The sequence below is a fragment of the uncultured Pontibacter sp. genome, assembly GCF_947495565.1.
In the GTDB taxonomy this organism is placed as follows: Bacteria; Bacteroidota; Bacteroidia; order Cytophagales; family Hymenobacteraceae; genus Pontibacter.
Genome location: NZ_CANLZM010000022.1, coordinates 12,873 through 39,456 on the forward strand (window position 1 = coordinate 12,873; position 26,584 = coordinate 39,456).

A 26,584-nucleotide genomic window follows, 5' to 3' on the forward strand; every position below is an offset into this window, starting at 1 on the left:
AGTATAAATAGCCTTTCATTAAAGTATAAACTCAAAAGATGCTAAAGTATAAACCGCTCCACAGCCTGCTGCCGGCTATATTGGCAGCTTCGCTTTTTACCTCTTGCCAAAGCACGGCCCAGAAAGAACAGGCAAACGTAACCTATGACCTGCTGCTGGAGAAAGCATCCGTAGTAGACGGGTCAGGCGCTGCTGCCTATGTGGCCAACGTACTGATTAGCGGCGACACCATAGCCCTGATCGACAGAGACACCACCGCCTCCTATAAAGCTCAAAATACTATTATGGCACGGGGAATGGTGGTTACCCCAGGCTTTATAGATACCCATGCGCATGGTGACCCCATAAAAGAACCGGAGTTCAAAAACTTTCTGGCGATGGGCGTCACCACTATTTGCCTTGGGCAAGATGGCTTTAGCCCCAACCAGAAAAACTTAAGCATCTGGATGGATTCTGTAGATGCTGCGAAACCAGGCGTAAACATAGCGATGTTTGCCGGCCACAATTCTCTTCGGGTGCTCTCCGGGGCCATGTATGATTCCCTGCCTTCGGAACAGAATATGAAAGCGATGGAGCAACTGGTAGCCAGTGCCATGGATGCCGGGTGCTACGGACTTACCACAGGCTTAGAGTATAACCCCGGCTACTATGCCACCAGCAACGAGCTGAACAGGCTGGCCAAAGTTGTGGGTTCTAAAAACGGCATTGTGATGAGCCACATGCGTAACGAAGACGACCAGTATGTGGAGCAGTCGATAAAGGAACTGCTGGCGCAGGGAGAGTACTGCCCTGTGCACGTATCGCATATAAAAGTGGTGTACGGCAAAGGCAAAGAACGCGCCCAGCAGGTGCTGCAGGTGCTGGATAGCGCCCGCCAAAGCGGCACCAAAGTAACAGCCGACTTCTACCCTTACACGGCAAGCTTTACGGGCATCGCCATACTTTTCCCTGATTGGGCAAAGAGGCCCCACGACTACAAGCAAGTGCTGAAAAGCCGGCGTGCCGAACTGAAAACATACCTCCGAAACAGAATTATGCAGCGCAACGGCCCGGAGGCTACGCTCATCGGCTCCGGTAAGTATACAGGCAAAAACCTGCAGCAGATTGCCCAGGAACTGAACAAGCCTTTTGAAGAGGTGCTGATGGACAACATTGGTCCCTACGGTGCAAGCGGCGCATACTTTATCATGAACGAGGAGCTGCAGGAAGCACTGATGCACGACCCGCATGTGATGATTTGTACAGACGGCAGCCCCACCATGCATCACCCCAGGGGCTATGGTGCTTTCGCCAAAATACTGCAGACTTACGTGATAGACCAGAAACTGCTTACCCTGGAGGAGGCCGTACGCAAAATGACCAGCCTTCCCGCCGAAACTATTGGGCTTAAAAACCGTGGCCTCCTAAAGCCCGGTTATAAAGCCGATGTTTTGATTTTTGACCCGGCAACGGTAAAAGAAAACGCTACCTACGAGCAGCCCGACCAGCTTGCAAGCGGCTTCCGGTACGTGCTCATGAATGGCCAGATTGTAAAAGAGAACGAGCGCTTCAGCAGCGACAGGCAAGGAAAAATACTTCGGAAACAAGTGCAGCCGTAAGTAAAAATTACAGCCACAATTTATACTTTGTGCAGAGGCAGGACCAGAAATCCTGCCTCTGCTGTTTTCAGTTTTATGCTACACCCATAGGTTATACTACTTTGTAGATTTAGCGATTATTTATGCTGCTGATAACTAAACCGTGCGGTGCCCACGTATGAAAAGTATCGATATGTATCTTGAAAACAGACTTAAAGCTATGAACATTTCATTAAAACCACTCCGCGATCAGGTGATCGTAATTACCGGTGCATCCAGCGGCATAGGCCTTGCAACAGCCCGCGCCGCTGCCAGAAAAGGCGCAAAACTTGTGTTGGCTGCCCGAAATAAAGAAGCCTTAGCAGAAATTGAAAACCAGTTAAAACAAAGCGGCACAGAAGCCATACATTTGGTGGCCGATGTAGGCCGTCGTGAAGATGTAAAACGGATTGCCGACGCTGCCGTGGAGCGGTTTGGCGGCTTTGACACCTGGGTTAACAACGCCGGTGTTTCCATCTACGGCAAACTGGCGGATGTGAGCGATGAAGACAGTCACCGCCTGTTCGACACAAATTTCTGGGGAGTAGTATCCGGCTCTCTTATTGCGGCAGAACACTTGCGTAGCCGTGGCGGTGCCATTATTAACCTGGGCAGTGAGCTTTCGGATGTGGCCATACCTTTGCAAGGCATGTATTCTGCCAGTAAGCATGCTGTAAAAGGTTTTACAGAGGCACTTAGAGTGGAGCTGGAGGAAGATAAATCTCCGGTGTCGGTTACCCTGATCAAGCCTGCCGGTATTAATACACCCTACCCCGATCATGCCAAAAACTATACCGACAAAGCACTTACCTTGCCCCCGCCCGTGTATGAACCAGAGGAAGTAGCCGCAGCCATACTTCATGCTGCACAGCACCCGGAGCGGGATATGTACATTGGCAGCGGCTCCAAGATGATGAGCAGCCTGAATAAGTATGCTCCAAGCCTGGTAGACTGGGTAAACAAGAAGTTTATGACGAACCTGCAGCTGCGTGATGAGCCGGCAAAACATAAAGACGGCTCTTTGCACCAGCACGGCGAAGACGGCCATGTGCACGGCAACCATAAAGGCCACGTCATGAAGAAAAGCCTTTACACCCGCGCCACCATGAACCCTGTTATTACGGGTGCAGTTGTGGCAGCTGCCAGCGCGGCAGCGGTAGCCCTCATCGGCAAGAACAAAAGAAAGAACTATAAATAAGTTTTAACTATTGCTTCAAGAGCCTCTGGCCGGTTATACTTGCCAGAGGCATTTAAATGCAGCTAAAACCCGTTTAAAATACTCCTAAGCGGGTTTGCATAACCTTTACCTTGTTTCAACCCGTAAAACAAGACTGTATTTTAATAATCAAGCACATACATTTAAGACTATGTGCTTGTTTGATGTTAGACTAAAATATTAATACGATGAAAAAGTTATTAATTGCGTGTATACTTACTGTTGGTTCCCTTAGCCTTTACTCTTGTAACGGCAACGATGGCATGACCGACACAGACAATATGGAGGGTACAGTGATAGATACTGACACTACTGTATCTGAGCTTGAAGTTGAAAGAACTGTTCGTGAAGTAGACACCACCATCGAAACGGAGACCGAAACAATCGAGACAGATCAAAATCAATAAGAACGTGCTTTTTACACTGTAAAGCATTAAGTTTTACAATAAATGCTGTTCAGCGTTTTTGGTTATAGAGCCTACACCCGCCATTGTTGGTGTTTTTCACCAACAATCAAAATGAAAATGCTGTTACTCTTGCTAGTGAAAACACGCAGCAAGGGCAGGCAGTATAGTATGAATAAACTCTAAACAGGCTCAATAAAAGCTATTAATTTAAGTGGTATGGCAGCAAGCTTATAAAACAGCTGCCATACCACTTTTTTGTTTTAAACCAATAGAGCGGTTTCTCCGGCACAACGTATACGTACCAGCATTATGTAGCACCATCACAATGACAGGCGATAAAGAGGAGGAAAAAGTAATTGTATTTGACCTGAACGGCACTTTTTACAACAAAAGCTCTAAAGATCAATTTTATAAGTTTGTGGTACGCAAGCAGCCTAAGCGGTTTAAATTTTTGTTTGAGATGGCTTATTACAAACTGCTCCACAAAATGCACCAGATGCGGCAAACAGAGTTCAAGGAAAACTTCTTTAACTACCTCGACCACCTACAGCCAGACCAGGTAAAAGCTTTTGCCGAGGAATTCTGGCAGGAAGAATATCCCAAAAACTTCAACCAATTCCTGCTAAACCGATTTAATAAAATGCGGTCGGCAGGCGTGAAAGTAATCTGTGCCACCGGTGGTTTAGAACTATACGTAAAGCCCCTGTTCGACTTATTTCCGGTAGATGGCTTTGTCGGAACTGAAGTAAAGTATGAAAACGGCACCTACAAAGTTGAAGGCAAGGCTTGCAAGGATGAAGAGAAATTGCGCAGGATTGAAAGCTACTTTCAGGACAGGAAATTCAGAATAATAGAGGCTTACTCTGATAGTAAAGAAGCCATACTTTCCGAAGCTGAAAAAGCTTTTCTGGTAGATGACGGGGAAATATCTGCCTACTCCGAATAACATATACCTTCCAGATTGCTACTGTAGTTTTCAGCTAAGTATACTTCTTTAAAGTATACTAGTCAGGTTTAATAAGTATAAACTTTTTAGCGTTAGTGTGGCTTTGGTTTTACGCAGGCTAATTCCGCATTTTCTTTAGTTTCTCACTACTGATAATCGTAATTCTGCTGCCCTGGCTCTCAATTAGCTTCTCGTCTTTAAAATCTGCCAGCGTACGGATAACGGTTTCCTTGGACGCCCCGACAATATTTGCTAAATCCTCTCTCGAAATAATTACTTGTGTAGCAGTATTTGGCTTGTTTTGATACTGTTTCTCCACAAACAACAGCGCTTCTGCTACCCTCTTTCTTACTGAATTGTAGGCAAGTTTCAGCAGCCGCTCCTCCCTGTCTGCCAGATTATCAGACAGGATTTTAATAAACTGGTTCGCCACTAAGCGGTTGTTGTGCAGCAGCAGGAAAAAGTCTTCTTTAGAAATCACATAGATTTCAGAATCCTCCATCACCACCGCAGACTCGCGGTAAGCGTTTTCCTCAATCAGGTCGAGGTACCCGATAAAATCGCCGGCTTTGTATAGGTTAGTGATGTACTCGCGTCCTTCTTCGTTTGATTTGTAGGTTTTGACTTTCCCCTTGTTCAGAAAGTAAAGAGCGCTAGGGTAATTGCCATCCAAAAATAAAGTCTGCTTCTTTTTAAAATGCTGCAGTTTCTGTTTATCGGAAGTTAATTTCTCCAGGTTCTCCTGGCCTTTCGCCTCCTGCAGGAAATCATGCAGCCCTTCAGCATTTTTCTGAAAACCCGCCTTCAGGTTCTCACTTTTACGCAGGCGCATTTCTACCGCATCCAACAGTTCTAAATCATCGAATGGTTTGGTAAGGTAGTCGTCTGCCCCCAGGTTCATACCTTTCCGGAAGTCCTCTTTTTCAGATTTCGCAGTCAGAAAGATAAACGGTACATTGGCAGTGGCTTTGTTGGTGCTCAGCATGCGCAGTACCCCGTAACCGTCCAGCTGCGGCATCATAATGTCACAAATGATCAAGTCAGGAATTTCGCGTTTGGCTAGGTCTACACCAATTTTACCATTTTCGGCTTCTAAAACCTGATAGTTCGCCAGCGTCAGAATCTCAGCAATATTTTCGCGTATTTCAAAATTATCCTCTATCAGCAATATCTTTTTCATACTTGTGTGTTTTGCGGAAGCGTAACGGTAAAGGTGGTGCCTTTGTCCAACTCACTTTGGTAGTTGATGGTGCCACCCATAATATCCACATAGCGTTTAACTATGTTTAGGCCTAAGCCGGTCCCTTGTATATTTGTAACATTCTGAGCCCGGAAAAAAGGCGTGAACAGATGGGCCTGATCAGCCTCGGGTATGCCAATGCCCTGATCCTGCACCACAACCTTAACGACACTATTTTTTATACTTGTCGTGAAGATGACTTCTTTCTGCTCAGCAGAATATTTACTGGCATTAGACAGCAGGTTTAGCAGAATATTCTTCAGTAATTGCTTGTCCAGACAGGCTGTTTTCTCGGGGCTTTGGTGGCTGTAAATTATTTTCTGGTCCAGCTTTAGCACCCCCTGCGCTTCGTCTGCTACTTCAGCAGCAAAAGCTTGCAGATCAAACGCTGTAGGCAGGTTGTAAATTTTGCCTTCCTCTATACGGCTGATGGACAGGAAATCATTTAAAATGCCAGTCAAGTTACTCACCGCAGATTTAATCCGGTCAACGTGCTTGCTACGCTTATGGTCATCTTCAGTGGTTTTATACTTGCCGATAAGCGATGCTGACGACAGAACCGTACTCAGCGGCGTACGAAACTCGTGCGAAGCGATTGTCACGAATCTTGATTTCAGCTCGTGTAATTCCTTTTCTTTTTGCAGGGCCTTGCGTACCTCCTGCTCTGCTTCGTAAAGGCTTCGGTTTGTCTGCTCCAGCTTTTTTATGGCGGTGCCAAGCTCCTGGGTACGCTCTTTCACGCGTTGTTCCAACTCAGTGTTCAGACGCTGTATCACCTCTAAACTCTTGGCATGCTCTATACTATACCTGATGGAGCGCTCCAGCTCGTTCGGACTGATAGTGCCCTTTACCAGGTAATCCATCGCACCGGCACGCATAGCATTTTCGTCGGTTTGGCGATCAGCCTGGCCGGTCAGAAGTATAAACGGAGCCGCACACCCTTGCTTTACCGCTTCTTTAATCAACTCTAATCCATCATGCACACCTAAGCGGTAATCTACCAGGTATACTTCATGGCGTCGCTCAGCGATTACTTTCAGCGCCTCGCTAAAGGAATCTGCCCAGGCAAGCGCGTAGTTCCGGTCCGGGATATCGTCAATAATATCCCGGGTAATGATGTAGTCATCTTCATCATCGTCTACCAACAGAATGCGGATTTTTTCTGCCATCGTATCTCAGCAGCGCTACAGTTTTGGCAATTCAACAATCTCAAACCAGTACTTGCTTAGCGTCTTCATAACATCTACCAACGAGGCGAACGTTACCGGTTTGGTTATAAAAGAGCTCACCCCCAAATTATAGGTTCGTAAAATGTCCTCCTCTGCTTTCGATGTGGTTAGTACTACCACCGGAATCAGGCGCAGGCGTTCATCGGCTTTTATCTCTTTCAGCGCTTCGCGTCCGTCCTTTTTAGGCATGTTCAGGTCTAAAAGTATCAGGCCGGGGGTCGGGTGTTCACTCTGGTTGGCATATTTGCCACGGTGGTGCAGGTAATCCATCAGCTCCTCTCCGTTTTCAACAAAATGAATGTTGTTTTTAAGGCGGCTTTCCTCCAGCGCATCCTTTACCAGCATGCGGTCCTCGGCGTCGTCGTCGGCAACAAGTATAATGATGGATTTTTTAGTAACCATTGCTTTCGTGTGTTTCTTCTGGATGTTTTAATGCAAGCGTGATGATAAAGCGTGTCCCTATGCCAGGTTGGCTTTGAGCGGTAACATTTCCGCCATGGCGGATGGCTATCTTTCGGCAAATTGCCAAACCTATTCCTGAGCCTTCGTACTTCTGCCCTTCCAGGCGCTGAAAAATATTAAAGATACGGTCCAGGTATTTCTCATCGAATCCGATGCCATTATCCTCCACATAAATCTCTGTCAGTTCGTCGCCGGGCGTGGCCGTAAGGTGTGCCTGGCGCTGCAGATTTTTTGCGTAAATGTTGATGACCGGGCTCTCATTCTCTTTCCTGAACTTGATGGCATTGCTTAACATGTTCTGGAAAAGCTGGCGCATCTGGGTAGGTTCGGCCTCGATCACGGGAAGCGGTGAACGAATAATTCTGGTTCCGGTTTTCTCTATGGTTACTTCTAAGTCAGATATAACTCCTGTTAAGATATTATCCAGGTTTACCTCTACAAACGGTTTCGATTTAGTGGTGACTCTGGAAAAGTCTAACAAGTCGTTAATCAGGTTTTGCATGCGCGAGGCCGCATTGAGCATACGGTCCACGTAATCTTTGCCTTGTTCGCTCAGGTTGTCATATTCCTTTGTTTTCAGCCTGTCGCCAAAGGCCTGAATCTTACGCAAAGGTTCCTGCAGATCATGCGACGAAACATAGGCAAAGTCCTGCAGTTCGCGGTTGCTACGCTCCAGCTCGGCGGCGTAGCGGCGCAGGCGCTCTTCGCTTAGTTTTTGCTTGGTAATGTCATGCACAAAGCCTGTATATACTTTGCGGCCGGCCAGCTGCACCTCGCTTATACTTAGGTAAAACGGAAAAATGGAGCCATCCTTTCGCAAGCCTGTCACCTCGCGGCCAATACCAATAATGCGTTTCTCACCGGTTGCGTGGTAGTGGTGCATATAGCCGTCGTGCCGGCTTTTATCAGGCTCGGGCATCAGCAAATTTATACTTTTACCGATCAGCTCATGGCCCTCATATCCAAACAGTTTGGCCGCTGCTGGGTTCACCATTTCAATGATGCCCCGCGTATTGATGGTGATGATGCCGTCTACTGCCGCCTGAATGATAGAATTGATCTTGTTCTCGCTGACACGGAGCGCTTTTTCGGCTTCTTTAAGCTCGGTAATGTCATGCACGATGCCCGTAAAAATCTGCTTATCCTGTAACTTTACTTCGCTTATGCTTAGCAAAAACGGAAAAACGGTGCCGTCTTTTTTCTTACCCAGCACTTCGCGTCCTTTGCCAATGATCTGGCCTACGCCTGTGCGGTGGTAATTCTTAATGTACCTGTCATGCAGCCCACGGTCAGGTTCCGGCATAAGCACCTTTATGTTTTTACCGATAATCTCTTCCGGTTGATAACCAAAGATACGCGCGGCGGCTGGGTTTACCGTTTCAATTATACCTTTGCTATCGATGGTAATTATACCATCAATGGCCGTATCAATAATGGCCTTCAGCCGGGTGCTTTGCTCCAGGCTCTGTTCGAATTTATCTAAAGGCTCTTCCAAGTATCTTCTAAAGTTTCTTTAAAATTAGCCACTTCAGCCATTAATTGCTAAAGATGCCAGCACATATTCATCTAACAAACACCGAGCGTTAAAAAAACCGCTGCTTATGCTACGCCTTCATACTATAGCCATAGTTGTAACAAAAGCTCACGAACTTTTTGGTCTTGACAAGCTGAGCAGTGAATGAACCGTACTTCTTCTCCTTGAGCAGATACCTTTTTTAAATGTTGCTACGCAATAGAAAAACTGATTTCTTAACTGCAGCATGATAACAGTTTTAAAACTTCTAATTTACTTAAATCAACATGAGTTATCTGCGAACAGTATCAGCAAATGCTAAAGTATTAAGTATATCTTGCTGTTGAACTGCCTTCTTATTCACACAATTGGCACATAAGCCAGAGCATGGCTTTTTCTTTTGCTGCCTGAAGGTAAGGATAGGATAACGGGTGTGGTAAGCGGCTGTTTTGATGTAATTGCTACTGAACAGGCGCTGCAACAGGTAGTTGTCCTGTGTTGCCAGTATGAGCATATCGGCGGCAGACTGTTCGGCAAAGTCGCTGATGCCTTCCAGGGTATCTTCTTCCTCCAAAAGCCTCAACCTTACGTTTTTGCTGGTAAGTCTTTCTTCTACTGCGCGCATGGCAGCTTTGTAATTGCTTAATTGCTGGCGCTCTGATTTAGAGTAAGTCTGCACCAGCGTTAGCCTGGCACCAGCCTGATCTGCAAAGCTTCCGATTTGGTTCAGCACGTGGTCATCCTGATCGGTAAAGTCGGTGGCGAAAACCAGGTTTTCTATTTTTTTAAAAGTCGTCGTGCAAGGCATCACCATCACAGGGCAGCTAACCACTTCCATAATGGCAGCGGCATTATCGGGGTCGTTCTCCTCCTCTTCCTGATGTAGCACACAGGTTTCCATCAGCACCAAATCAACCTTATAATCAAATACCACCCCGGCAACGCAGTTGCTCAGGCAGCCTGGTTTCACTACGCACTCATACGGCACCGGCACGGCTCCCGACTTAAGCCCTTCGCTAAAAATACACTCTCCAAACGTGCGTAGCTGGTGTATAAAGCTGCTCTGTTGGGTAAGGGTAAGATCCTTCGTTTTAGTGTTGTGCAGCAGCAGCAGCTCTGCCCCCAAAGTACTGGCAAGTTGGCAGGCGTAGCGCAACAGCTTTTTACTTGCTTTATCGAACTGCACCGGCACCAGCACACGCTTTATATTTTTGTTTTTACACATAGTTTAGCAATGGTAAAGAATAGGTTTTATGATTATTTCTGATGTGTACTCTAATCTGCCTTGGCCACATTTGGCTTTGAGCAGCAGCTTATTTCTTTTTTATGCTGTGCCGTTTGAGTTACTTTCGGGCTCAGGTAAGGGATGCCCATACCCATTCCGCGCACAATGAAAAGTATGGCCAGCATGATGCCGATATAAGGAACAGCCCGGTTAAACAGGCTACGCATTTTCAGGCTGATCAACCTGCCTGACAGCGACACCAGAAACATCAACGGAAAAGTACCCAGGCCAAAAAGGGCCATGTAAAGCATGGCTCCTCCTACGCTCGGGGCGCTAATGGCTCCGGCCAGTGCGATATAAACAAAACCGCAAGGCAGCAGGCCGTTAAGCAAGCCCACCATAAACAGCGACCCAAGTGAGTTTCTCTGAAAATAGTAGCCCAGTTTCTGCCTCACCCAAGCCATCAGTTTATCGGTGCCCAGCATGCTGGCATACTTGCCCTTAAGCGTGGCAGGCAACACCAAGAGAAGAAGTATAAGCACCCCGGAGATGATAGATACTGTTTGCTGCAAGCCAGCCAGCTGCAGCGACTCGCCAAAGGCTCCTGCCAGCGCACCCATCGAAACGTATGTTACAATTCTGCCGCTATTGTACAGGAGCCGGCCGGCATAGTAGCGCCAGCCGGAGCTCCCGACAAAGGGTAGCGCCATTGCGATAGGGCCGCACATCCCCACGCAATGAAAACTACCAACTAACCCGAAAATAAAACCAGCCCAAATCATAGCTATTTTATTTGAATAGTTTTCTCTGTGTAATATGTCGCCTGGCCGTCCGTGAAGTTTACACGCACTTTCCAAAGGCCGCTTTCAAGGCTCTGTGTTTCCAGCAGCTGGCTTTGGTCGCGGCCCAGCCGCAACGGTATCTCCTTGTCCATACTGTCATCAGACGGCCGGAAAAGCGTAATTACGCCGCTCAGCTTTTTCCCCTTGTAAGTGACTGGCATCTGCAATAGTATGTATTTGCTCTCTGCACTGTAGTTTAGCAGCACATCCCCTAAAGCCTGCGTCCGCTTTGTGCTCTCAATACGTTCCTGGTACTTTATCTCCTGCTGGTAATAGTCTTTGCTAACCAAGCCTATATCCTGGTTCATGGCTTTATACACGAATTGCGCGATGTAGCCCATAAACAAGACCATACAGATCACAATGGCGTAGGGCCAAAGTGTGAAAGATCCATTCTTGTGTGCGGTTTTCATTTTAATGCTGTTTAAGTGTCTTGCCTCTTTATAGCTTTTGTCTCACAGCCTACTTAGCCGGCCCTAAAAACTTGGTATCTGTAGTAGTGATCAGTTGTTTGCCATAGTACACTCCGATCTCAATTTCAGAATTCATACTTGTTAAATCTTCCTGCGCTATCTCGGTGAAGAAAACGCCTTCCGCAATGCCCTGTGCCGGAAGCATGAGCTCGTTGCCAATCACTTTTATCGCCCCTTCCCTGCCAATCAGCTTCAGGGTAAGCGGCATCTGGTGATTTGTTTTGTTGATGACGGAGATGTTGTACAGGTTCTTAATGTGTCCTTGCTCTGATTTCTGGTACAGCTGGCCCGGTGTGCGGAGGATGGTTGCCTCGGCTTCGTCGCGGGTTAAGAGCAGCGTGGTAAGGGCGCTGAGAAGTATAATCAGCACAGTTGTATAGCCGATCACACGCGGTGTAAAAAAAGTCCACTTGCTGCCTGTCTCCAGCGCCTCTTCCGACTCGTAGCGAATCAGGCCTTCCGGTTTTTCGATCATGCGCATGATGTCGTTGCAGGCGTCGATACAGGCGGTGCAGCTGATACACTCCAGCTGCTGCGCCCCGTTGCGGATATCGATGCTGGTAGGACAAACCTGTACACATTGCTTACAGTCGATGCAGTCGCCTTCGGTGCGCTCCTGGTTTTTACGCAGCTTGCCGCGCGGCTCACCCCGGCCGTAGTCATAGGCCACCACCACTGTTTTCTTGTCCTGCATCACGCTCTGCAGGCGGCCATAAGGGCAAACAATGGTACAAACCTGCTCCCTGAACCATGTAAATACCCAAAAGAAAACCCCGGTAAACAGTAGCAGCGCACCGAAACCGGCCTTATGCTCCAGGGGACCTTCCATCACAATCTTCTGCAGCTCCTCCACCCCTATAATATAGGCCAGAAACAGGTTTGAAATGAGAAAGGAGATGAGCAGGAAAATAGCGAATTTTGCTCCCCTCTTGACTATCTTTTCAGTGTTCCAGGGCATCTTGCCCAGCGCGCGCTGTTTGCTGGCATCTCCTTCTATGGCGTATTCTATCCTGCGGAAAACCATTTCCATAAAGATCGTCTGCGGACATATCCAGCCACAGAAAACGCGCCCGTACACCACCGTGAAAAGGATGACGAACATAGTCATCGTTAGGAAGGCCAGCACAAGTATAAAAAAGTCCTGCGGCCAGAACAGCACGCCCATAATCACGAACTTGCGCTCCACCACATTAAGCATGAGCAGCGGCAGGCCATTAATTTTAATAAAAGGCCCGGCAAACAGCAAAGCCACTAAAAGATAGCTTACATACTTGCGGTACTGGTATAATTTACCCTTCGGCTTTTTAGGGTACACCCATAAGCGTTTCCCCTGTTCATCTACCGTAGAGATGTGGTCACGGAACTCATCAGGAGCCGTCTGTATTTTGCTTGCCATGGCAGTTTAACTTGTGCGGATATTAATCCTGCCGTTTTAGTTTATGAATAAGTGGTTGTGAGTATGAGTGAAATGCACAAGTAGCTTACTTGCGCATCGTCATCTCTCACATTTTTCTGTTACAAAAATCCATAAACACTACCGTACAAAAGATGACGACAATCATCTTGATAGATGATTGTCGTCAATGAAGGGACTTGGAGCTGGGCTACCAGGGGCATCAAAACAGAAATGGCAGGCACTTTATACGTTGGTGCCTGCCACTTCTAAGTTAAGTTGAGATTTACTTACATCTTCTCGCCCTGCGGCTCTTTGGCGTTGGCCGGGTTGGAGCCCTGCAAACTCAGGATATAGCTGGATACTTCGAGCATCTGATCTTTGGTGAGCTTGCCTTGCCACGGCACCATGCCCTTGGCCGGCACCCCGAACTTTACCGTTTTAAAGATGTTGTTTACGTCGCCGCCGTGCAGCCAGTACTCGTCCGTCAGGTTCGGGCCAACTGTGCCCTGCCCTTCCTGCCCGTGGCAGGCAGCGCAATTCATCATAAAAAGAGATTTACCAGATTCTAGCGCGGCCGCGTCTGTCAGCACTTCGTAGTTGGTTACCGCATTAGGGTCGTCGGCATTTTTGGCGGCAAGTATGGCAGCCTGTTCCATTTCCATTTCATACTCCTGTGCCTGTAGCAAACCGGTATTAAACACATGGAAGTGCAGCATATAGCCCACCGCAAACACGATGGACACATAGAACATCATTTTCCACCAAGGCGGCAGGTCGTTGTCGTATTCCTGTATACCGTCAAAGTCGTGGTCTGAGTGAATGTGGTCTTTTGCCTTACCCGTCATTACCGTAGCATCGCCGCGAATCAGGAACAATACACGCCCGGCAAAGGAGTTCCTAAATCCCTCTTCGTAGATCGAGTCGCCCAGCATCGGCACAAACACACGGAACAGCATGATCAGCACCGCAATGATGAGCATAATGATGATGCCAGACAGTGCAATGGTCAGGTGCAGCACGAAGGGCAGCTCCATAAAAGAAGGTTCCTGCGGAGCCGCCGCTACTGCATCCTGTGCCTGGGCAGCAGTTATACTTGCCAGGAACAGGCCGGCCACAAGGGGCAGGATACCTTTTCTACATACATTCGTTAAAAAGATCATCTTCTTACAGCTTCAAAAGTGGTGTCTTCGGTTTCTTCTCCGCATGCGATAGCGCTCATTGTCTGCACATGCTTTTTATCCATCAGGGCCACATACACAATCAGTCCCAAAAAGAACAAGAAGAAAATACTAAATGAGATCAGCGGATATATTTCGATGCCGTCTATGGCTTGTAAAACGTTTTTATACATTTTTCTAGACTTTGTGACTTCAGGATAAAGTACAAAAGATCTGAGGTAACACCTCCTTTGTCTTTTGTCACTCTATCTTTAGTCAGGTTATTCCTGTGTTTCCTTCACTTTAATATCCGTACCCAGGCGCTGCAGGTAAGCGATCAAGGCCACTATCTCGGCTTCAGGCTTCACTTCGATGCCCTCTTTTTTCAGATCTGCCGAAATGCCGTTGGCTTGCTGCATCAGCTCCTGGTTGGCGTTGGCGATATACTCGTCTTTGTAAGGCACACCCAGCTTTTTAAGTACTCGTAATTTATCTTCTGTCGTACTTAAGTCCACCTCCTGCTCAAAAAGCCATGGGTACGCTGGCATAATAGAGCCCGGCGACATAGAGGTTGGGTCCATCATGTGGTGGTAGTGCCAGGAGTGCGGGTATTTGCCACCCACCCTGTGCAAATCCGGGCCGGTACGCTTAGAGCCCCACAGAAAGTTATGATCGTACACAAACTCACCCGCCTTAGAGTACTCCCCGTAACGCTCTGTCTCTGACCGGAACGGACGCACCATTTGAGTATGGCAGTTCACGCAGCCTTCTTTTATATACAGATCACGGCCCTGCAGCTCCAGCGACGTATAGGGCTTCACGCTGGCAATGGTCGGCACGTTGGATTTGATGACGAAGGCAGGTATAAACTCTACCAACCCCCCTATAAGTATGGCGACTGTTGCAAAGATGGCCATTTGCGTTGGGCGCTTCTCGATCCAGGAGTGCCAATGGCCGGCGTTGTTGCTAATTGCAGGCACAATTACAGGAGCCTCTGTTCTTTCATCTGCCACCAGGCTACCAGATTTGGCAGTTTTGTACAGGTTATACACCATTAAAAACACCCCGCTCAGATAGAATATCCCACCGATACCGCGCAGGTAGTACATCGGCACGATCTGCAGCACCGTCTCCAGGAAGTTAGAATACTGTAGCGTACCTTCTGCTGTAAATTGTTTCCACATAAGGCCTTGCGTGAAGCCGGCCCAGTACATCGGTATGGCATAGAAAAGTATACCCAGCGTGCCCAGCCAGAAGTGCGCGTTGGCCAGCTTCTTAGAGTGCAGTCGTGTTTTATAAAGGCGCGGAAACAGCCAGTACAACATCGCAAAGGTCAGAAAGCCGTTCCACCCTAGGGCACCTACGTGCACGTGTGCTACGATCCAATCAGTAAAATGGGCGATGGCGTTCACGTTTTTCAGCGACAGCATCGGTCCCTCGAAGGTAGCCATACCATAAGCCGTGATGGCCACCACCATAAACTTCAGCACCGGTTCTTCGCGCACTTTATCCCAGGCACCGCGCAATGTTAATAGGCCGTTGATCATACCGCCCCAGCTAGGAGCTAGCAGCATGATCGAGAACACCACCCCAAGCGACTGTGCCCAGTCTGGCAGCGCAGTATACAACAAGTGGTGCGGGCCAGCCCAGATATAAATAAAGATCAGCGACCAGAAGTGAATGATAGACAAGCGGTAAGAGTATACCGGGCGATTGGCAGCCTTCGGCAGGAAGTAGTACATCAGGCCCAAGAACGGCGTTGTCAGGAAGAATGCAACCGCGTTGTGGCCATACCACCACTGCACCAGCGCATCCTGCACCCCGGCATAACCAGAGTAGCTTTTGAAGAAGTTAACCGGCACCTCGTAAGAGTTGACGATGTGCAGCACGGCTACTGTTAAGAAGGTAGCAATGTAGAACCAGATGGCTACGTACATGTGCTTCTCGCGGCGCTTGGTAATAGTGCCAAACATGTTCCAGCCGAATACTACCCACACCAGGGTAATGGCAATGTCAATCGGCCATTCCAACTCGGCGTACTCTTTAGAAGTGGTAATACCCAGCGGAAGCGTAATAACGGCTGCCACAATGATCAGCTGCCAACCCCAGAAGTTAAGTTTGCTGAGTAAATCTGAGTACATGCGGGCTTTGCAAAGTCGCTGCAACGAGTAGTATACACCCATGAAAATAGCGTTACCCACAAAGGCAAAAATCACAGCGTTAGTGTGCAGCGGCCTTACACGGCCAAATGTGGTGTACTGGTTGCCCATGTTTACGTCCGGGTTTGCCAGCTGGAAAGCGATGATCACGCCTATAAGCATTCCGGCAATGCCCCAGAACACAGTGGCTATACCAAAATTGCGAACGATCTTATTATCATAAAAGAACGTGTCGGTCACACCTTTATCAGGGCCTTTCGGCACCACCCGTTCAGGTGCAGTTTTTAAGTCTTCGGCTACATTAGTTGACATGTGCGGTGTCCTCCGATTTGTTTAAGTGTTGTGTGTATTTGATGTTTTCCTGATGTTGATGTTACAGGTTAATAGGCCTGAATCAACACTTCAAAATTCGGGAAGTATGGCTTCTGAAAAGATGATGCATGTCAGTATCGGGGTTGATTGATATCAGTAGCGAGGATAATGGCCAATTTTATTAGTGTAGTTTTTATTTGCTGTGAGATGATTTAGCTATACTTAATAGCTGCCGTTCTTCCTCGTTATTACAAGCTTTGTTGTTTCACATCTTACTTTAGTGCCCTCAAGTCTGGGAGGCCTCGTCTTGGGGGTAGGGGCCCTCAATAAGGGTATCGCGCTGTGTGCCTGAAGCAGCCCTCGCTCCGCTGCGGGCTGCCTTACTAGCGTTCGGCATCGCAACATTCACAATGCGCTCAACAGAGAAACTAGAATCAAATTTGATAGTGGTACTTAAGCAGCTTGAAATGTTTTGGATATAATTTTGAGTTAATTCGTAGGGGTAGGACGCGACCTGTCCGAGGGATGGCCTTGAATATGAACCTATACTTTGGTTAAAACAACAGCAGAATTCCGTGCCTTATCCAAGAGGGGATAAAGGGGTGGTTGGACCAATGGTAACTATAGAACTATGGCTGTTGCTAAACTTTCTTTTCACTTTTACCCGCCGGCATTTCCTCATTCTCAAATAACATCCGCACAGCTGGCGTATAGTCATCGTCGTACTGGCCGGAGCGAACCGCCCACAGAAAAGCTCCTAGAAAGGCAGCTGCCACCGCTACACTTATCGCGATCATTAAAAAGATTATATACATATTGGGTTAGATAGTTGTAGCGTTAAAGTCTAGAAAGTTACTCTATTGCATAGATCACAGGGTCTTTCAGACCTGTGCGTGTCGGTGTCACAGCCCGGCTCGTTTGGCCGCAAACTTTACCGATAGCGTGGCGAAAACAATGACGCTTAGCGAGCTGATTGGCATAAGTATGGCCGAGACAATGGGTGAGAAAAGACCCTGCACAGCCAGTGTTAAACCGATCACGTTGTATACAAGCGACACTGCGAAAGTGGCAAGTATAATCGCCATTGTTTTTTTAGAGAAAGCCAGAAACGTGCTTAACTTATTAAAAGAAGAAGCATCCAGTATGGCATCGCAGCTCGGCGAAAAGTTCGTTATATTATTCGTCAAAGCGATACCGGCATCGCTTTGCTTAAGGGCCCCGGCATCATTTAGCCCATCCCCCACCATCAGCACCTGACGCTGCTCGTTTTTAAGCTGCTGGATGTATCCCAGTTTCTGCACCGGACTCTGATTGAAATTCAATGCTGCTCCGCTGCCTAAGAGTTCTTTCAGGCGCGCTTCTTCGTGGTTGTTGTCACCGGAAAGCACGGCTATCTTTTTATCGCTGATCTGGGCTATAACATCTTTTAACCCCTGCCGATACACGTTGTAGAAAGTATAAAAACCCAACAGCACACCATCCACAGATACATATACCGTTGTTTTGAGCGTGTCGTTTAGGGCATCCATTTTAACGCCTAAGTAGGCAGCGGACCCAATCCTGATAATACTACCGTTTACTTCGCCAACCAATCCCTTGCCGGCAAACTCCTCGAAGTGCTGCACCTCTACAGTTTTGCCTGATAGACTTTGGTAAATACGCTGACTTAGCGGGTGTGTGGAGTGGCTTAAGACAGCTTTTATACTTTGCTCCTGCTCCGCTGCAAGCGCTTTACCGGAGTAGCTGATTTCGGAGGCCCTTGGCTCGGTTAGCGTGCCGGTTTTATCAAACACCACCGTGTCAATTTTAGCCAGCGTCTCCACTACATTTGTGTTCTTTAGATAAAACCTGTTGCGGCCAAAAACCCGCAGCGTATGCCCATGTACAAAAGGCGTAGCTAAAGACAGGGCGCAGGGGCAGGCAATAATCAGTACCGAGGTAAAGGCGCGCATGGCCATTTCGGTATCGCGGGGCACCCAGTAAAAAAGTGCGCCAGCCGCCACTAAAAGCGTAACTATAATAAACCATTTGCCTGCGGTATTAGCGTAGGTGTTTATACTTTGCTTTTCCTGTTTAGAAAACACGCTCTCGTTCCAAAGCTGCGTTAAGTATCCCTGCGAAACCTCCTTCACAACTTCTATTTCTATACTTTCGCCTACCTGTCGGCCGCCGGCATAAATCACTTCGCCTACCACCTTCTCTACCGGTTCCGACTCACCGCTCACAAAACTATAGTCTATCATGGCCTGCCCGTGCAACAGCATAGCATCGGCAGGTATAAGCTCCTGGTTCCGGATGCGGATGCGATCTCCTACCTGAAGATTCCGTACTGCCACCGATTCCTCTTTGCCTCCTTTCAGCACCGTTACAGACACAGGGAAGTATGAAGTATAATCCCTGTCGAACGAAAGGGTGTCGTAGGTCTTCTGCTGAAAATACTTCCCGATCAGCATAAAGAAAACCAGGCCTGTAAAGGAGTCGAAGTAGCCGGGCCCGGTGCCTGTAAAAACCTGGTAAATACTAACAAAGAAAAGCGCCAGTAAACCTGTTGCTATGGGCAGGTCTATGTTTACCATGCGTTGCTTTATACCTTCCAGAGCCGAGGTGAAAAAACCTCGGGCGCTATACACAAACACAGGTAGGGAGAGCAGAAAACTCAGGTAGCCAAAAAAGGAGCCGAACGTGCGCTGCAGCCCCTCCGTTACCGCCAGGTAATCCGGAAAGGCCAGCAGCATGACATTTCCGAAGCAAAAGCCAGCAATGCCTAGTTTATAGATAATGGTGCGGTTTGGCCTGGATGTTTTTTTGCCGTCGGTATCTGCCAGCGTAATTTCCGGTTCGTAGCCGATGCCGGCCAGCAGCATTACCACTTCGCGTAAGGTGGTTTTTTGATGAAAGTAGGTAAGTGAAACCTCTTTGCGCAGGAAGTTTACAGTAGACTCCGACACGCCTGCATTGAGTTTGAACAGGTTCTCCAAAAGCCAGATGCAGGAGCTGCAATGCATCTGCGGAATATAAAAAGTAAGCTTACAGATAGTATCATTTTTAAAACTGATCAGCTGCGCCTCCACACCGGCATCATCCAGGTAAGCAAAATGCGTTTCGGGTGTTCGTACCTTACCCGAAATACCTGGATTTGCTTCTATGTTATAGTAGGTGCAGAGGTTGTTTTCCTCAAGTAGCTCATACACGGTTTTGCACCCGGCGCAGCAAAAGGCTTTGTCGTGCACAAGTACAAGCTCATCCAGGCAGGAATCCCCACAATGATGACAAGTCTGAATATTGGTTTGGAGTGCGGCTTCCATCTCAATTTTCCTTTTATGGTGTATTACAAAGGTATAAGCAGGCCCGCTTCTAAATGATGATGAAAGTCAATTTTGCGGCTGATTAAGGTCAGCAAATCAAAGTATAAAAACAGCTACCTTTGTAAAGTATAAAGGCAGATGGCTATTGAATAATGGCCCCCTTGTTAAAGTATGAAAACTAGAAATTTACACCTGATAATGGTGCTATCGGCTTTCGTTTGGGCTGGTATGGTAGCCGGTATATCTTTTCTGGAGGCTCCGGTGAAGTTTACCGCGCCAAAAGTTACCCTGGAAATTGGCCTGGGAATCGGGCGCCTGGTGTTTGGGTATCTGAACAAGATAGAGATTGCCCTTTGCGCGCTACTGTTACTGGGCGCATTATACACCAAGCCAGTTCCGAAAGTATGGTTAGGAATTTTATCGCTCACGGCCATTCTGCTGCTACAAACGTTTTGGCTGTTGCCTGCGCTGGATGTGCGCGCCCTTGCCATTATTGCCGGGCAAGACCCCGGCTCAAGCAGTTTGCACATGGTGTATATAGTGCTTGAAGTTATAAAACTGGTGCTGCTTTTGGTTACAGGCACAATGGTTTTCAAACAGGCTATACAGCTACAACATCAGGTTTACCGCAGATTAATCAAAGTTTAGTTTAGCATATGGTATAAATTCGGCCTTACTGGCTGACATTTAAAAGGCAGGCTGCATTGCGGTCTGCTTTTCCTGTTTTAAGGTGCTATAACTTTATACTTTATGCTGCAGATGCTAAAAAATATGCGCCACAGATTTAATACCTGTGGCGCATAAGCTCTGCTGAAAGTATAAGGCAACAGTCTGCATTAAATCGCTTTGCTGAAGACTTGCTGCTGTTCGGGTTCAGATTGCTTTAATTTTACATCAAATACCATACAGACGTTGCGCACAAATGCTTTGCCAAGCTCAGTTACGGTCAACGTCCCGTTTCTTAAGTATAGCAACTTTTCTTGCTGCATTTCTTCCAACTCATTAAAAGCTTTTCGGGGTAATAGTTTGGTTAAGCTTTCATCCAAAGCCAGTTCTCCGTTACAGGCTAGGGCAAGTATAGCCCCTCTTATAATTAAATCACTTGGCGTCAGCAAGTGGCCTTTTAATATAGCCAACTCACCGCTTCGCACAGCTTCTGTGTAAGTCTCTACCTTCTTCAGATTTTGCATATAGCCATATTTGGCATCGCTTATGGACGAGGATCCCAGACCTAGCAGCAGGTCTGTTTGACAGGTGGTATAGCCCATAAAGTTACGGTGCAGTACCTTGCTTTGATAAGCCTTGCAAAGTGCATCATGCGGCAGCGCGAAATGATCCATACCGATACCGGTGTAGCCGAAGACCTTCAATTTTGCCAACCCCAACTCATAAAGCGCACGTTTTTCCGTATTATCCGGCAGGTCTTTATCAGAGTAGCTTCGCTGGCCCGGCTTTACCCACGGCACATGCGCGTACGAGTAAAAAGCAATACGGTCCGGCATCAGTTCAGCCACTTTCTCTATCGTTTCGCCTACACTTTCCGGCGTCTGGTAAGGCAAGCCATATATTAAATCAAAATTCACGGACTCATACCCAATGCGCCTGGCATCCTCTGTTGCCCTTTTAACGTTTTCGATTGGCTGAATACGATTTATGGTAAGTTGTACTTTCGGATCAAAATCCTGAATACCGTAGCTCACTCTCCTGAAACCTAAATCAAACAGCGTTTGCAGATGATCGGCGGTGGTGTTGTTTGGATGGCCTTCAAAGCTGAACTCTTTATCCGGGTGAAGTATGGCACCTTCGTAGATACCTTCCAGCAGTTTGCGCAGGTTTTGAGGTTTAAAAAAAGTTGGTGTGCCACCTCCCAAATGCAGCTCCCTTATGATTGGCTTCTCGTTGAACTGCCGCAGGTATAAATTCCATTCGGCAAGTATGGCTTGTATGTACCCCTCTTCTACACGATGGTTTTTGGTGATGCGTGTGTTACAGCCGCAATAGGTACAAAGCTCTTCACAAAATGGCAGGTGTATGTACAGGCTTATCCCTTTCGTAGCGTTGGATTCCGCAAAAGTCTTTTTTACCACTTCCATCCACTGCCGCGCCTGCGGCACCTCTTTGTCCCAGAAAGGCACGGTTGGGTAACTGGTGTAGCGCGGGGCTGGCACGTTATACTTTTTAATCAGAAACTCCTGCTGTTCTACCACGTTCGTCATCTTAAAATCACTTTGCTTAACTGCAAAGTTTATCGGAAGCGGCTACTATTTAAATGATATACGGCAGGTGCCATAGTGATTTATGTCAGCTGTTATTATATAAATATTTTTTAGCACGGCGCATCTACCGGCTGCACTTGCCAAAAGGGGTTTCTTAGAGTTGCAACATAGGCATATGGTATAAAATAGGCTTTATATCTGCTGCAGTTATTGGCTGGAAATTATACAATGCTATATCTGGCAAAACAGTATTTAATTTCCCTGCTGCTGCCCCGGCAACCAAACTAACTAGCTATAGCTTACTTTTTTTGAGATGAACGCAAAAAAAATGAGCATGTGCCTGTATTCCCAAATCACAAAAACACCTGAATCTATCAGATATCATACATTATAGTTTAAAACTATATACCATAGATATATTTGACAAAATCAGGCTAGACTTTGGTTACTTAAACTCTTAACTTTAAATTATAAATCAATAGAAATCTGACGAATAACATTAATTAAATAAAATTTGCTATAACTATGGAACATAAGAATGACAGACATGTAGCTCCTAACACTCCGGTTTGGGATACTAACGAATCCAGGAGATGCCCGTTTTTGGGTGGAGCCATGAATTATACAGCGGGCAGCGGCCGCTCTAACCGCGACTGGTGGCCGAACATGCTCAACCTCAGAATTTTGCACCAGCACTCTCCATCGTCTAACCCTATGGGTGAGTCGTTTAATTATGCTGAAGAATTCAAGAGTTTGGATTTGCAGGCCCTTAAGCAGGATTTGTTTAACCTGATGACTGACTCGCAGGATTGGTGGCCAGCTGACTATGGGCACTACGGTCCGTTTTTCATTCGTATGGCCTGGCACAGTGCCGGTACTTACCGCATCATGGATGGCCGTGGTGGAGCCGGTTCCGGATCTCAGCGTTTTGCGCCGCTCAACAGCTGGCCTGATAACGCAAACTTGGATAAGGCGCGCCTATTGCTTTGGCCTATCAAGCAGAAGTATGGCAAGAAAATCTCATGGGCTGACCTGATGATTTTGGCCGGTAACTGTGCCCTGGAGTCGATGGGGCTGAAACCCTTTGGCTTTGGCGGTGGCCGCGAAGACGTGTGGGAGCCGGAAGAGGATATCTATTGGGGATCAGAAGGTGAATGGCTTGGCAACAAGGAGCGCCACAAAGGCGGCGTGCTGGAGAGCCCGCTGGCTGCCTCGCATATGGGTTTGATTTACGTGAACCCGGAAGGACCTAACGGCAACCCGGACCCAATTGCAGCTGCAAAAGACATCCGCGAAACCTTCGGCCGCATGGCCATGAACGACTACGAAACGGTAGCCCTGATTGCCGGTGGCCATACCTTCGGTAAAACGCACGGCGCCGCTGACCCACGTGATTATGTGGATGTGGAGCCTGCCGGTGCCGGTATCGCTGAAATGAGCCTTGGCTGGCGCAACAGATTCGGGAAAGGCCACTCTGAACACACCATTACCAGCGGCCTGGAAGGCGCCTGGACCACTACGCCAGCGCAGTGGAGCAACAACTTCTTCGAGAACCTATTCGGTTTTGAGTGGGAGCTAACCAAGAGCCCTGCCGGAGCGCACCAGTGGAAGCCGAAAGATGACGCAGGAGCGGGCACCATTCCGGATGCACACGACCCGGAGAAAAAGCACGCACCGTTTATGCTAACCACTGACCTGGCGCTGCGCATGGACCCTGATTATGAGAAGGTATCGCGTCGTTTCCTAGAGAACCCGGATGAGTTTGCAGATGCTTTTGCCCGCGCATGGTATAAACTGACGCACCGCGATATGGGGCCGATTGCACGTTACTTAGGACCTGAGGTTCCGGAAGAAGAGCTAATCTGGCAAGACCCTGTTCCGGCGGTTACGCACACGCTGATTGATGAAAACGATGTGCAGGAGCTGAAAGGCAAGATTTTAGCAACTGGCTTGTCTGTAGCTGAGTTGGTACGCACGGCTTGGGCTTCAGCTTCTACATTCCGTAACTCCGATAAAAGAGGTGGCGCCAATGGTGGCCGTCTCCGCCTGGAGCCGCAGAGAAGCTGGGAAGTTAACAACCCGGAGGAGCTAAACCGCATCTTAGGTGTGTATGAGCAAATCCAGAAGGAGTTTAACGAGGCGCAGCAAGACGGCAGGCAGGTATCTATAGCCGACCTGATTGTGCTGGGCGGATGCGCCGGTGTGGAGAAAGCTGCCAGAGATGCCGGTTTTGAGGTCGCGGTGCCATTTGCACCTGGCCGTGGCGATGCTTCCCAGGAGCAGACGGATTACGAAGCCTTTACTATACTGGAGCCAAACTCCGATGGCTTCCGCAACTACTTTGGCAACCATGACCACATCAAGTCGTCTGCCGAGGAAATGTTGATCGACAAAGCGCAGCTGCTGTCGCTTTCGGCTCCGGAATTAGCTGTACTGGTGGGTGGTATGCGTGTACTTAACACGAATTTTGATCACTCTAAACACGGTGTATTCACAGATCAGCCTGAAAAGCTAACAAGCGACTTCTTCGTGAACCTGCTGGACATGAGCACTACCTGGCGCGCGACCTCTGAGGAAGATAAAGAGTTTGAAGGCCGCGACCGCAGAACTGGTAACTTGAAATGGACAGGTACACGCGTGGATCTTATCTTCGGCTCCAACTCAGAGCTAAGAGCCATAGCGGAGCACTACGCAAGCTCAGACTCGAAAGAGAAGTTTGTAAAAGACTTCGTTAAAGCTTGGGATAAGGTGATGAACCTTGACCGCTTCGATTTAAAATAACTCCTGCAGTTATACTTCATAAGGGTATTTATTCCCTCCCCTGGCAAAAAAAAGCATCCTATTCAGGATGCCTTTTTTGCTATTACGCCCCTTTTCTGAGGCAGCACCGTGAAGTGCTGCCTTTCCCTGCAAAACTATGGCAGCAAAGTTAAAGTTAGTGAAGCAAGATTCTCCCCTTAAGGGCAGGGCCGTTTTTTGGTTGAACTTAGCGGCCCTGCCCTTCTTGAGATAAATCTATACTCATAAAACAATACAATGCAGGCTTAGTTAGCTATTGAGCTGCTCCTCCTGCCGCAAGTATTTAAAGTATAAAACAAAGGTGCCTGCGCCAGTTCAAGCCGGACAGATTGTTAAGTTTTATAACCAAAAAACCTGGCATTAAAGTATAGAAACTTATGCTCCAGACTTTTGGCTGGGATAAAAGTCTGGAGCCAATAAACAGGCTGCATGCAAACACTCTACGGCCTGGGGCTACTCAGAAAAACTGAGCAGGAGCAGTATGTAAAGTAAGGGAGAGGTATAAAAGTTTAGAGCATGAAATTAGTAGCAGTTAGTGCAAGTATGGAAGTTCAATGGGGTGGCAGGCAATTAATTATCTGGTCCGCTAAAGAGGTACTAAGCTGCATGCGGTTACTTTATATTTCAGGCAAAATCTTATCTAATAAACCAAATCCAAATGATTTGCAGCATTTTGGGAACGCACACCTTAAGTAAAATTTGCCCGGCACAATGGCATTGTTTCCTACTGATACTGAGAGTGTTGGTGCCAAAAGAAGTGCAAGGCAAACCAAGTTTATTGAATTTCTTCTAAAACCAAACACAATAACTGGCAACAGCAGGCTATCTTTGTCAGTAAATTCATAGTCAGGGGCCACGGGTCTGGCATTGGATTGTTGTATAAATTAGTTGATTGAAGTGAGAGGATTAATACTAACAGAAGAGCCGCATATAACGATCGGCTACGATGTGGTGGAAGACATACTGCTGGTAGATTGGAAAGGAAACCAAACAAAAGAAAGTGTTATGGATGGTTGTGAGCGTATGCTCGTTCACCTGAAAAAGTACCGTATCAGCAAAGTGCTAAACGACAATACCCACGTCACCAGCATCTGGGATGACGCCTCGGAGTGGGTGGCTGTGGATTGGTTTCCGCGTATGCACAAGGCCGGCTGCAACTTTTTCGCGTGGGTCTACTCTCCTAACCTGTACAGCAAACTATCAGCAGACAAAAGCCTGTCTTTTGGGGTGAAGGGCATCGTAGCCACCACATTCGATGATTTAGAAACTGCAAACGCCTGGTTAAAAGCCATGGATCTTTAATACGTAGGGTTCGTGTTGGTTAAAGCTTATGCACCTGCGCAACCCAGCACTGGTGCAGCATAGTACCTCTGGTTATTTCTACAACTCCTCTGAAAATTATTTCGCAATTTTCAAGTATAACTTTATCTGTCAATCATATAGAAGGCACTTACAAAGGACGGGGCGGATAAATGCAGCGACTCTTAACTGATGCTGCACCTGTGTGGTTATAGATGTCACGACTTCCCTTCTAAAGCCGATTTGCTTTAAGCAGTTAGTGTCCTGATTCAGTCATACTTGCGAGAGCTATACTTGAAATGTTTGGCTCCCAAAGTCCTCATCCTTAATTATTATTATAAATAGAAAATGCCTTTGGCATACCCATTATACCCAACTACGAGGACAAACTATTGGAAAAATTACATAGCCTGGATTTGAACAGTTATAAAGAAAGCGGCACCTTCAGGCCTATGGCTGCCATTGCCTCACGCATGTTCAGCGTCTCGATTGCACTTGTTAATTTCGTGGACAAGGATCGTTTACAAAAGCACGAGTAGGAATAGAGGAATCGGGTAAAGTATGAAATGAGTGTAAGCCTGTGTTCGCTGGCGGTGCTAAGAAATAATGTTACTGTTTTCGAGAATGCAGCAGTGAAGCCCTGCCTGCTTGCCAACCCGGTGGTTATCGGCAAATTTGATTTGGGGTTTTATGGCGTGTCGGCTCCCCGGTTTTAGAACCGTTTAGGAGTAGAGTATTCAACATATTTCAAATCACTTCTATCACCACTACT

General features: G+C 47.4%; 23 protein-coding genes. 9 read left to right on the forward strand and 14 right to left on the reverse strand.

All coding sequences use genetic code 11. The features are described 5' to 3' along the window. The first annotated feature begins 38 nt into the window (after nt 1-38). From Q1B04_RS19230 to Q1B04_RS19245, 4 genes are all read left to right on the forward strand, one after another. Entirely contained in the window at nt 39-1,598 is a 1,560-nt protein-coding gene (locus Q1B04_RS19230) for an amidohydrolase family protein (protein WP_299762295.1), read from the forward strand. A 199-nt stretch (nt 1,599-1,797) separates the two neighbouring features. Next, nucleotides 1,798-2,814, forward strand: coding sequence for an SDR family oxidoreductase (locus Q1B04_RS19235; protein WP_299762298.1), 1,017 nt, complete (start codon nt 1,798-1,800; stop codon nt 2,812-2,814). 206 nt (nt 2,815-3,020) lie between these two features. Continuing rightward, nucleotides 3,021-3,239: a hypothetical protein gene (locus tag Q1B04_RS19240; RefSeq protein WP_299762301.1), complete on the forward strand. Its 219-nt coding sequence runs from the start codon at nt 3,021-3,023 to the stop codon at nt 3,237-3,239. A 325-nt stretch (nt 3,240-3,564) separates the two neighbouring features. Next, entirely contained in the window at nt 3,565-4,185 is a 621-nt protein-coding gene (locus tag Q1B04_RS19245; RefSeq protein ID WP_299762304.1) for a haloacid dehalogenase-like hydrolase, read from the forward strand. Between the two features lie 118 nt (nt 4,186-4,303). Here Q1B04_RS19245 and Q1B04_RS19250 read toward each other — a convergent pair whose 3' ends face one another. The 13 genes from Q1B04_RS19250 to Q1B04_RS19310 form a co-directional block, all read right to left on the reverse strand. Then, on the reverse strand, nt 4,304-5,365 hold the full coding sequence (locus Q1B04_RS19250; RefSeq protein ID WP_299762308.1) for a response regulator: 1,062 nt from the start codon (nt 5,363-5,365) through the stop codon (nt 4,304-4,306). Beyond that, nucleotides 5,362-6,594: a hybrid sensor histidine kinase/response regulator gene (locus tag Q1B04_RS19255; protein WP_299762311.1), complete on the reverse strand. Its 1,233-nt coding sequence runs from the start codon at nt 6,592-6,594 to the stop codon at nt 5,362-5,364. The genes Q1B04_RS19250 and Q1B04_RS19255 overlap by 4 nt, the downstream gene beginning before the upstream one ends. Before the next feature lie 15 nt (nt 6,595-6,609). Further along, nucleotides 6,610-7,056: a response regulator gene (locus tag Q1B04_RS19260; RefSeq protein ID WP_299762314.1), complete on the reverse strand. Its 447-nt coding sequence runs from the start codon at nt 7,054-7,056 to the stop codon at nt 6,610-6,612. Then, nucleotides 7,046-8,611, reverse strand: a complete 1,566-nt coding sequence (locus tag Q1B04_RS19265; RefSeq protein ID WP_299762317.1) for a PAS domain-containing sensor histidine kinase — start codon at nt 8,609-8,611, stop codon at nt 7,046-7,048. Before Q1B04_RS19265 ends, Q1B04_RS19260 begins: the two co-directional genes overlap by 11 nt. A gap of 310 nt (nt 8,612-8,921) precedes the next feature. Beyond that, nucleotides 8,922-9,854: a universal stress protein gene (locus Q1B04_RS19270; RefSeq protein ID WP_299762320.1), complete on the reverse strand. Its 933-nt coding sequence runs from the start codon at nt 9,852-9,854 to the stop codon at nt 8,922-8,924. Nucleotides 9,855-9,904: 50 nt separating this feature from the next. Beyond that, a complete protein-coding gene (locus Q1B04_RS19275; protein WP_299762323.1) occupies nt 9,905-10,636 on the reverse strand; it encodes a sulfite exporter TauE/SafE family protein in 732 nt (243 codons plus the stop codon). Nucleotides 10,637-10,638: 2 nt separating this feature from the next. Then, nucleotides 10,639-11,109: a FixH family protein gene (locus Q1B04_RS19280; RefSeq protein WP_299762326.1), complete on the reverse strand. Its 471-nt coding sequence runs from the start codon at nt 11,107-11,109 to the stop codon at nt 10,639-10,641. Between the two features lie 49 nt (nt 11,110-11,158). Continuing rightward, entirely contained in the window at nt 11,159-12,565 is a 1,407-nt protein-coding gene (gene ccoG / locus Q1B04_RS19285; protein WP_299762329.1) for a cytochrome c oxidase accessory protein CcoG, read from the reverse strand. 287 nt (nt 12,566-12,852) lie between these two features. Beyond that, nucleotides 12,853-13,725 (reverse strand): cbb3-type cytochrome c oxidase N-terminal domain-containing protein, encoded by an 873-nt coding sequence (locus Q1B04_RS19290; protein WP_299762331.1) that lies wholly within the window; start codon nt 13,723-13,725, stop codon nt 12,853-12,855. Beyond that, on the reverse strand, nt 13,722-13,916 hold the full coding sequence (locus Q1B04_RS19295; RefSeq protein WP_299762333.1) for a hypothetical protein: 195 nt from the start codon (nt 13,914-13,916) through the stop codon (nt 13,722-13,724). The genes Q1B04_RS19290 and Q1B04_RS19295 overlap by 4 nt, the downstream gene beginning before the upstream one ends. 87 nt (nt 13,917-14,003) lie before the next feature. Continuing rightward, nucleotides 14,004-16,193: a cytochrome-c oxidase, cbb3-type subunit I gene (ccoN, locus tag Q1B04_RS19300; RefSeq protein WP_299762335.1), complete on the reverse strand. Its 2,190-nt coding sequence runs from the start codon at nt 16,191-16,193 to the stop codon at nt 14,004-14,006. Between the two features lie 641 nt (nt 16,194-16,834). After that, nucleotides 16,835-17,008 (reverse strand): cbb3-type cytochrome oxidase assembly protein CcoS, encoded by a 174-nt coding sequence (ccoS, locus tag Q1B04_RS19305; RefSeq protein ID WP_299762338.1) that lies wholly within the window; start codon nt 17,006-17,008, stop codon nt 16,835-16,837. An 87-nt stretch (nt 17,009-17,095) separates the two neighbouring features. After that, the gene (locus Q1B04_RS19310) at nt 17,096-19,498 is read right to left on the reverse strand and encodes a heavy metal translocating P-type ATPase metal-binding domain-containing protein (protein ID WP_299762341.1); all 2,403 of its coding nucleotides are present in this window, start codon (nt 19,496-19,498) and stop codon (nt 17,096-17,098) included. A 171-nt stretch (nt 19,499-19,669) separates the two neighbouring features. On the opposite strand from Q1B04_RS19310, the gene Q1B04_RS19315 reads away from it, so the two are divergent. Beyond that, nucleotides 19,670-20,146 carry a hypothetical protein gene (locus tag Q1B04_RS19315; protein WP_299762344.1) on the forward strand — a complete coding sequence of 159 codons (477 nt, stop codon included), beginning with the start codon at nt 19,670-19,672 and terminating at the stop codon, nt 20,144-20,146. 188 nt (nt 20,147-20,334) lie between these two features. Here the strand turns inward: Q1B04_RS19315 and hemN are convergent, their stop codons facing one another. Then, a complete protein-coding gene (gene hemN / locus Q1B04_RS19320) occupies nt 20,335-21,714 on the reverse strand; it encodes an oxygen-independent coproporphyrinogen III oxidase (protein WP_299762347.1) in 1,380 nt (459 codons plus the stop codon). Nucleotides 21,715-22,239: 525 nt separating this feature from the next. Here hemN and katG point away from each other — a divergent pair. The 4 genes from katG to Q1B04_RS19340 all read left to right on the forward strand — a co-directional run bounded on the left by katG (nt 22,240) and on the right by Q1B04_RS19340 (nt 26,528). Next, nucleotides 22,240-24,495, forward strand: coding sequence for a catalase/peroxidase HPI (gene katG / locus Q1B04_RS19325; RefSeq protein WP_299762350.1), 2,256 nt, complete (start codon nt 22,240-22,242; stop codon nt 24,493-24,495). A 915-nt stretch (nt 24,496-25,410) separates the two neighbouring features. After that, complete coding sequence (locus tag Q1B04_RS19330) at nt 25,411-25,815, forward strand: hypothetical protein (protein WP_299762353.1); 405 nt, start codon at nt 25,411-25,413, stop codon at nt 25,813-25,815. 389 nt (nt 25,816-26,204) lie between these two features. After that, nucleotides 26,205-26,351 (forward strand): hypothetical protein, encoded by a 147-nt coding sequence (locus Q1B04_RS19335; protein WP_299762356.1) that lies wholly within the window; start codon nt 26,205-26,207, stop codon nt 26,349-26,351. A gap of 27 nt (nt 26,352-26,378) precedes the next feature. Next, nucleotides 26,379-26,528, forward strand: coding sequence for a hypothetical protein (locus Q1B04_RS19340; protein WP_299762359.1), 150 nt, complete (start codon nt 26,379-26,381; stop codon nt 26,526-26,528). Nucleotides 26,529-26,584: the final 56 nt, after the last annotated feature.

What these genes read in the sequence shown, in the direction of transcription:
- Q1B04_RS19230 (WP_299762295.1), top strand. Translation starts at nt 39, where the DNA reads ATGCTAAAGTATAAACCGCTCCACAGCCTGCTGCCGGCTATATTGGCA.
- Q1B04_RS19235 (WP_299762298.1), top strand. Translation starts at nt 1,798, where the DNA reads ATGAACATTTCATTAAAACCACTCCGCGATCAGGTGATCGTAATTACC.
- Q1B04_RS19240 (WP_299762301.1), top strand. Translation starts at nt 3,021, where the DNA reads ATGAAAAAGTTATTAATTGCGTGTATACTTACTGTTGGTTCCCTTAGC.
- Q1B04_RS19245 (WP_299762304.1), top strand. Translation starts at nt 3,565, where the DNA reads ATGACAGGCGATAAAGAGGAGGAAAAAGTAATTGTATTTGACCTGAAC.
- Q1B04_RS19250 (WP_299762308.1), bottom strand. Translation starts at nt 5,365, where the DNA reads ATGAAAAAGATATTGCTGATAGAGGATAATTTTGAAATACGCGAAAAT.
- Q1B04_RS19255 (WP_299762311.1), bottom strand. Translation starts at nt 6,594, where the DNA reads ATGGCAGAAAAAATCCGCATTCTGTTGGTAGACGATGATGAAGATGAC.
- Q1B04_RS19260 (WP_299762314.1), bottom strand. Translation starts at nt 7,056, where the DNA reads ATGGTTACTAAAAAATCCATCATTATACTTGTTGCCGACGACGACGCC.
- Q1B04_RS19270 (WP_299762320.1), bottom strand. Translation starts at nt 9,854, where the DNA reads ATGTGTAAAAACAAAAATATAAAGCGTGTGCTGGTGCCGGTGCAGTTC.
- Q1B04_RS19275 (WP_299762323.1), bottom strand. Translation starts at nt 10,636, where the DNA reads ATGATTTGGGCTGGTTTTATTTTCGGGTTAGTTGGTAGTTTTCATTGC.
- Q1B04_RS19280 (WP_299762326.1), bottom strand. Translation starts at nt 11,109, where the DNA reads ATGAAAACCGCACACAAGAATGGATCTTTCACACTTTGGCCCTACGCC.
- ccoG (WP_299762329.1), bottom strand. Translation starts at nt 12,565, where the DNA reads ATGGCAAGCAAAATACAGACGGCTCCTGATGAGTTCCGTGACCACATC.
- Q1B04_RS19290 (WP_299762331.1), bottom strand. Translation starts at nt 13,725, where the DNA reads ATGATCTTTTTAACGAATGTATGTAGAAAAGGTATCCTGCCCCTTGTG.
- Q1B04_RS19295 (WP_299762333.1), bottom strand. Translation starts at nt 13,916, where the DNA reads ATGTATAAAAACGTTTTACAAGCCATAGACGGCATCGAAATATATCCG.
- ccoN (WP_299762335.1), bottom strand. Translation starts at nt 16,193, where the DNA reads ATGTCAACTAATGTAGCCGAAGACTTAAAAACTGCACCTGAACGGGTG.
- ccoS (WP_299762338.1), bottom strand. Translation starts at nt 17,008, where the DNA reads ATGTATATAATCTTTTTAATGATCGCGATAAGTGTAGCGGTGGCAGCT.
- Q1B04_RS19310 (WP_299762341.1), bottom strand. Translation starts at nt 19,498, where the DNA reads ATGGAAGCCGCACTCCAAACCAATATTCAGACTTGTCATCATTGTGGG.
- Q1B04_RS19315 (WP_299762344.1), top strand. Translation starts at nt 19,670, where the DNA reads ATGAAAACTAGAAATTTACACCTGATAATGGTGCTATCGGCTTTCGTT.
- hemN (WP_299762347.1), bottom strand. Translation starts at nt 21,714, where the DNA reads ATGACGAACGTGGTAGAACAGCAGGAGTTTCTGATTAAAAAGTATAAC.
- katG (WP_299762350.1), top strand. Translation starts at nt 22,240, where the DNA reads ATGGAACATAAGAATGACAGACATGTAGCTCCTAACACTCCGGTTTGG.
- Q1B04_RS19340 (WP_299762359.1), top strand. Translation starts at nt 26,379, where the DNA reads ATGAGTGTAAGCCTGTGTTCGCTGGCGGTGCTAAGAAATAATGTTACT.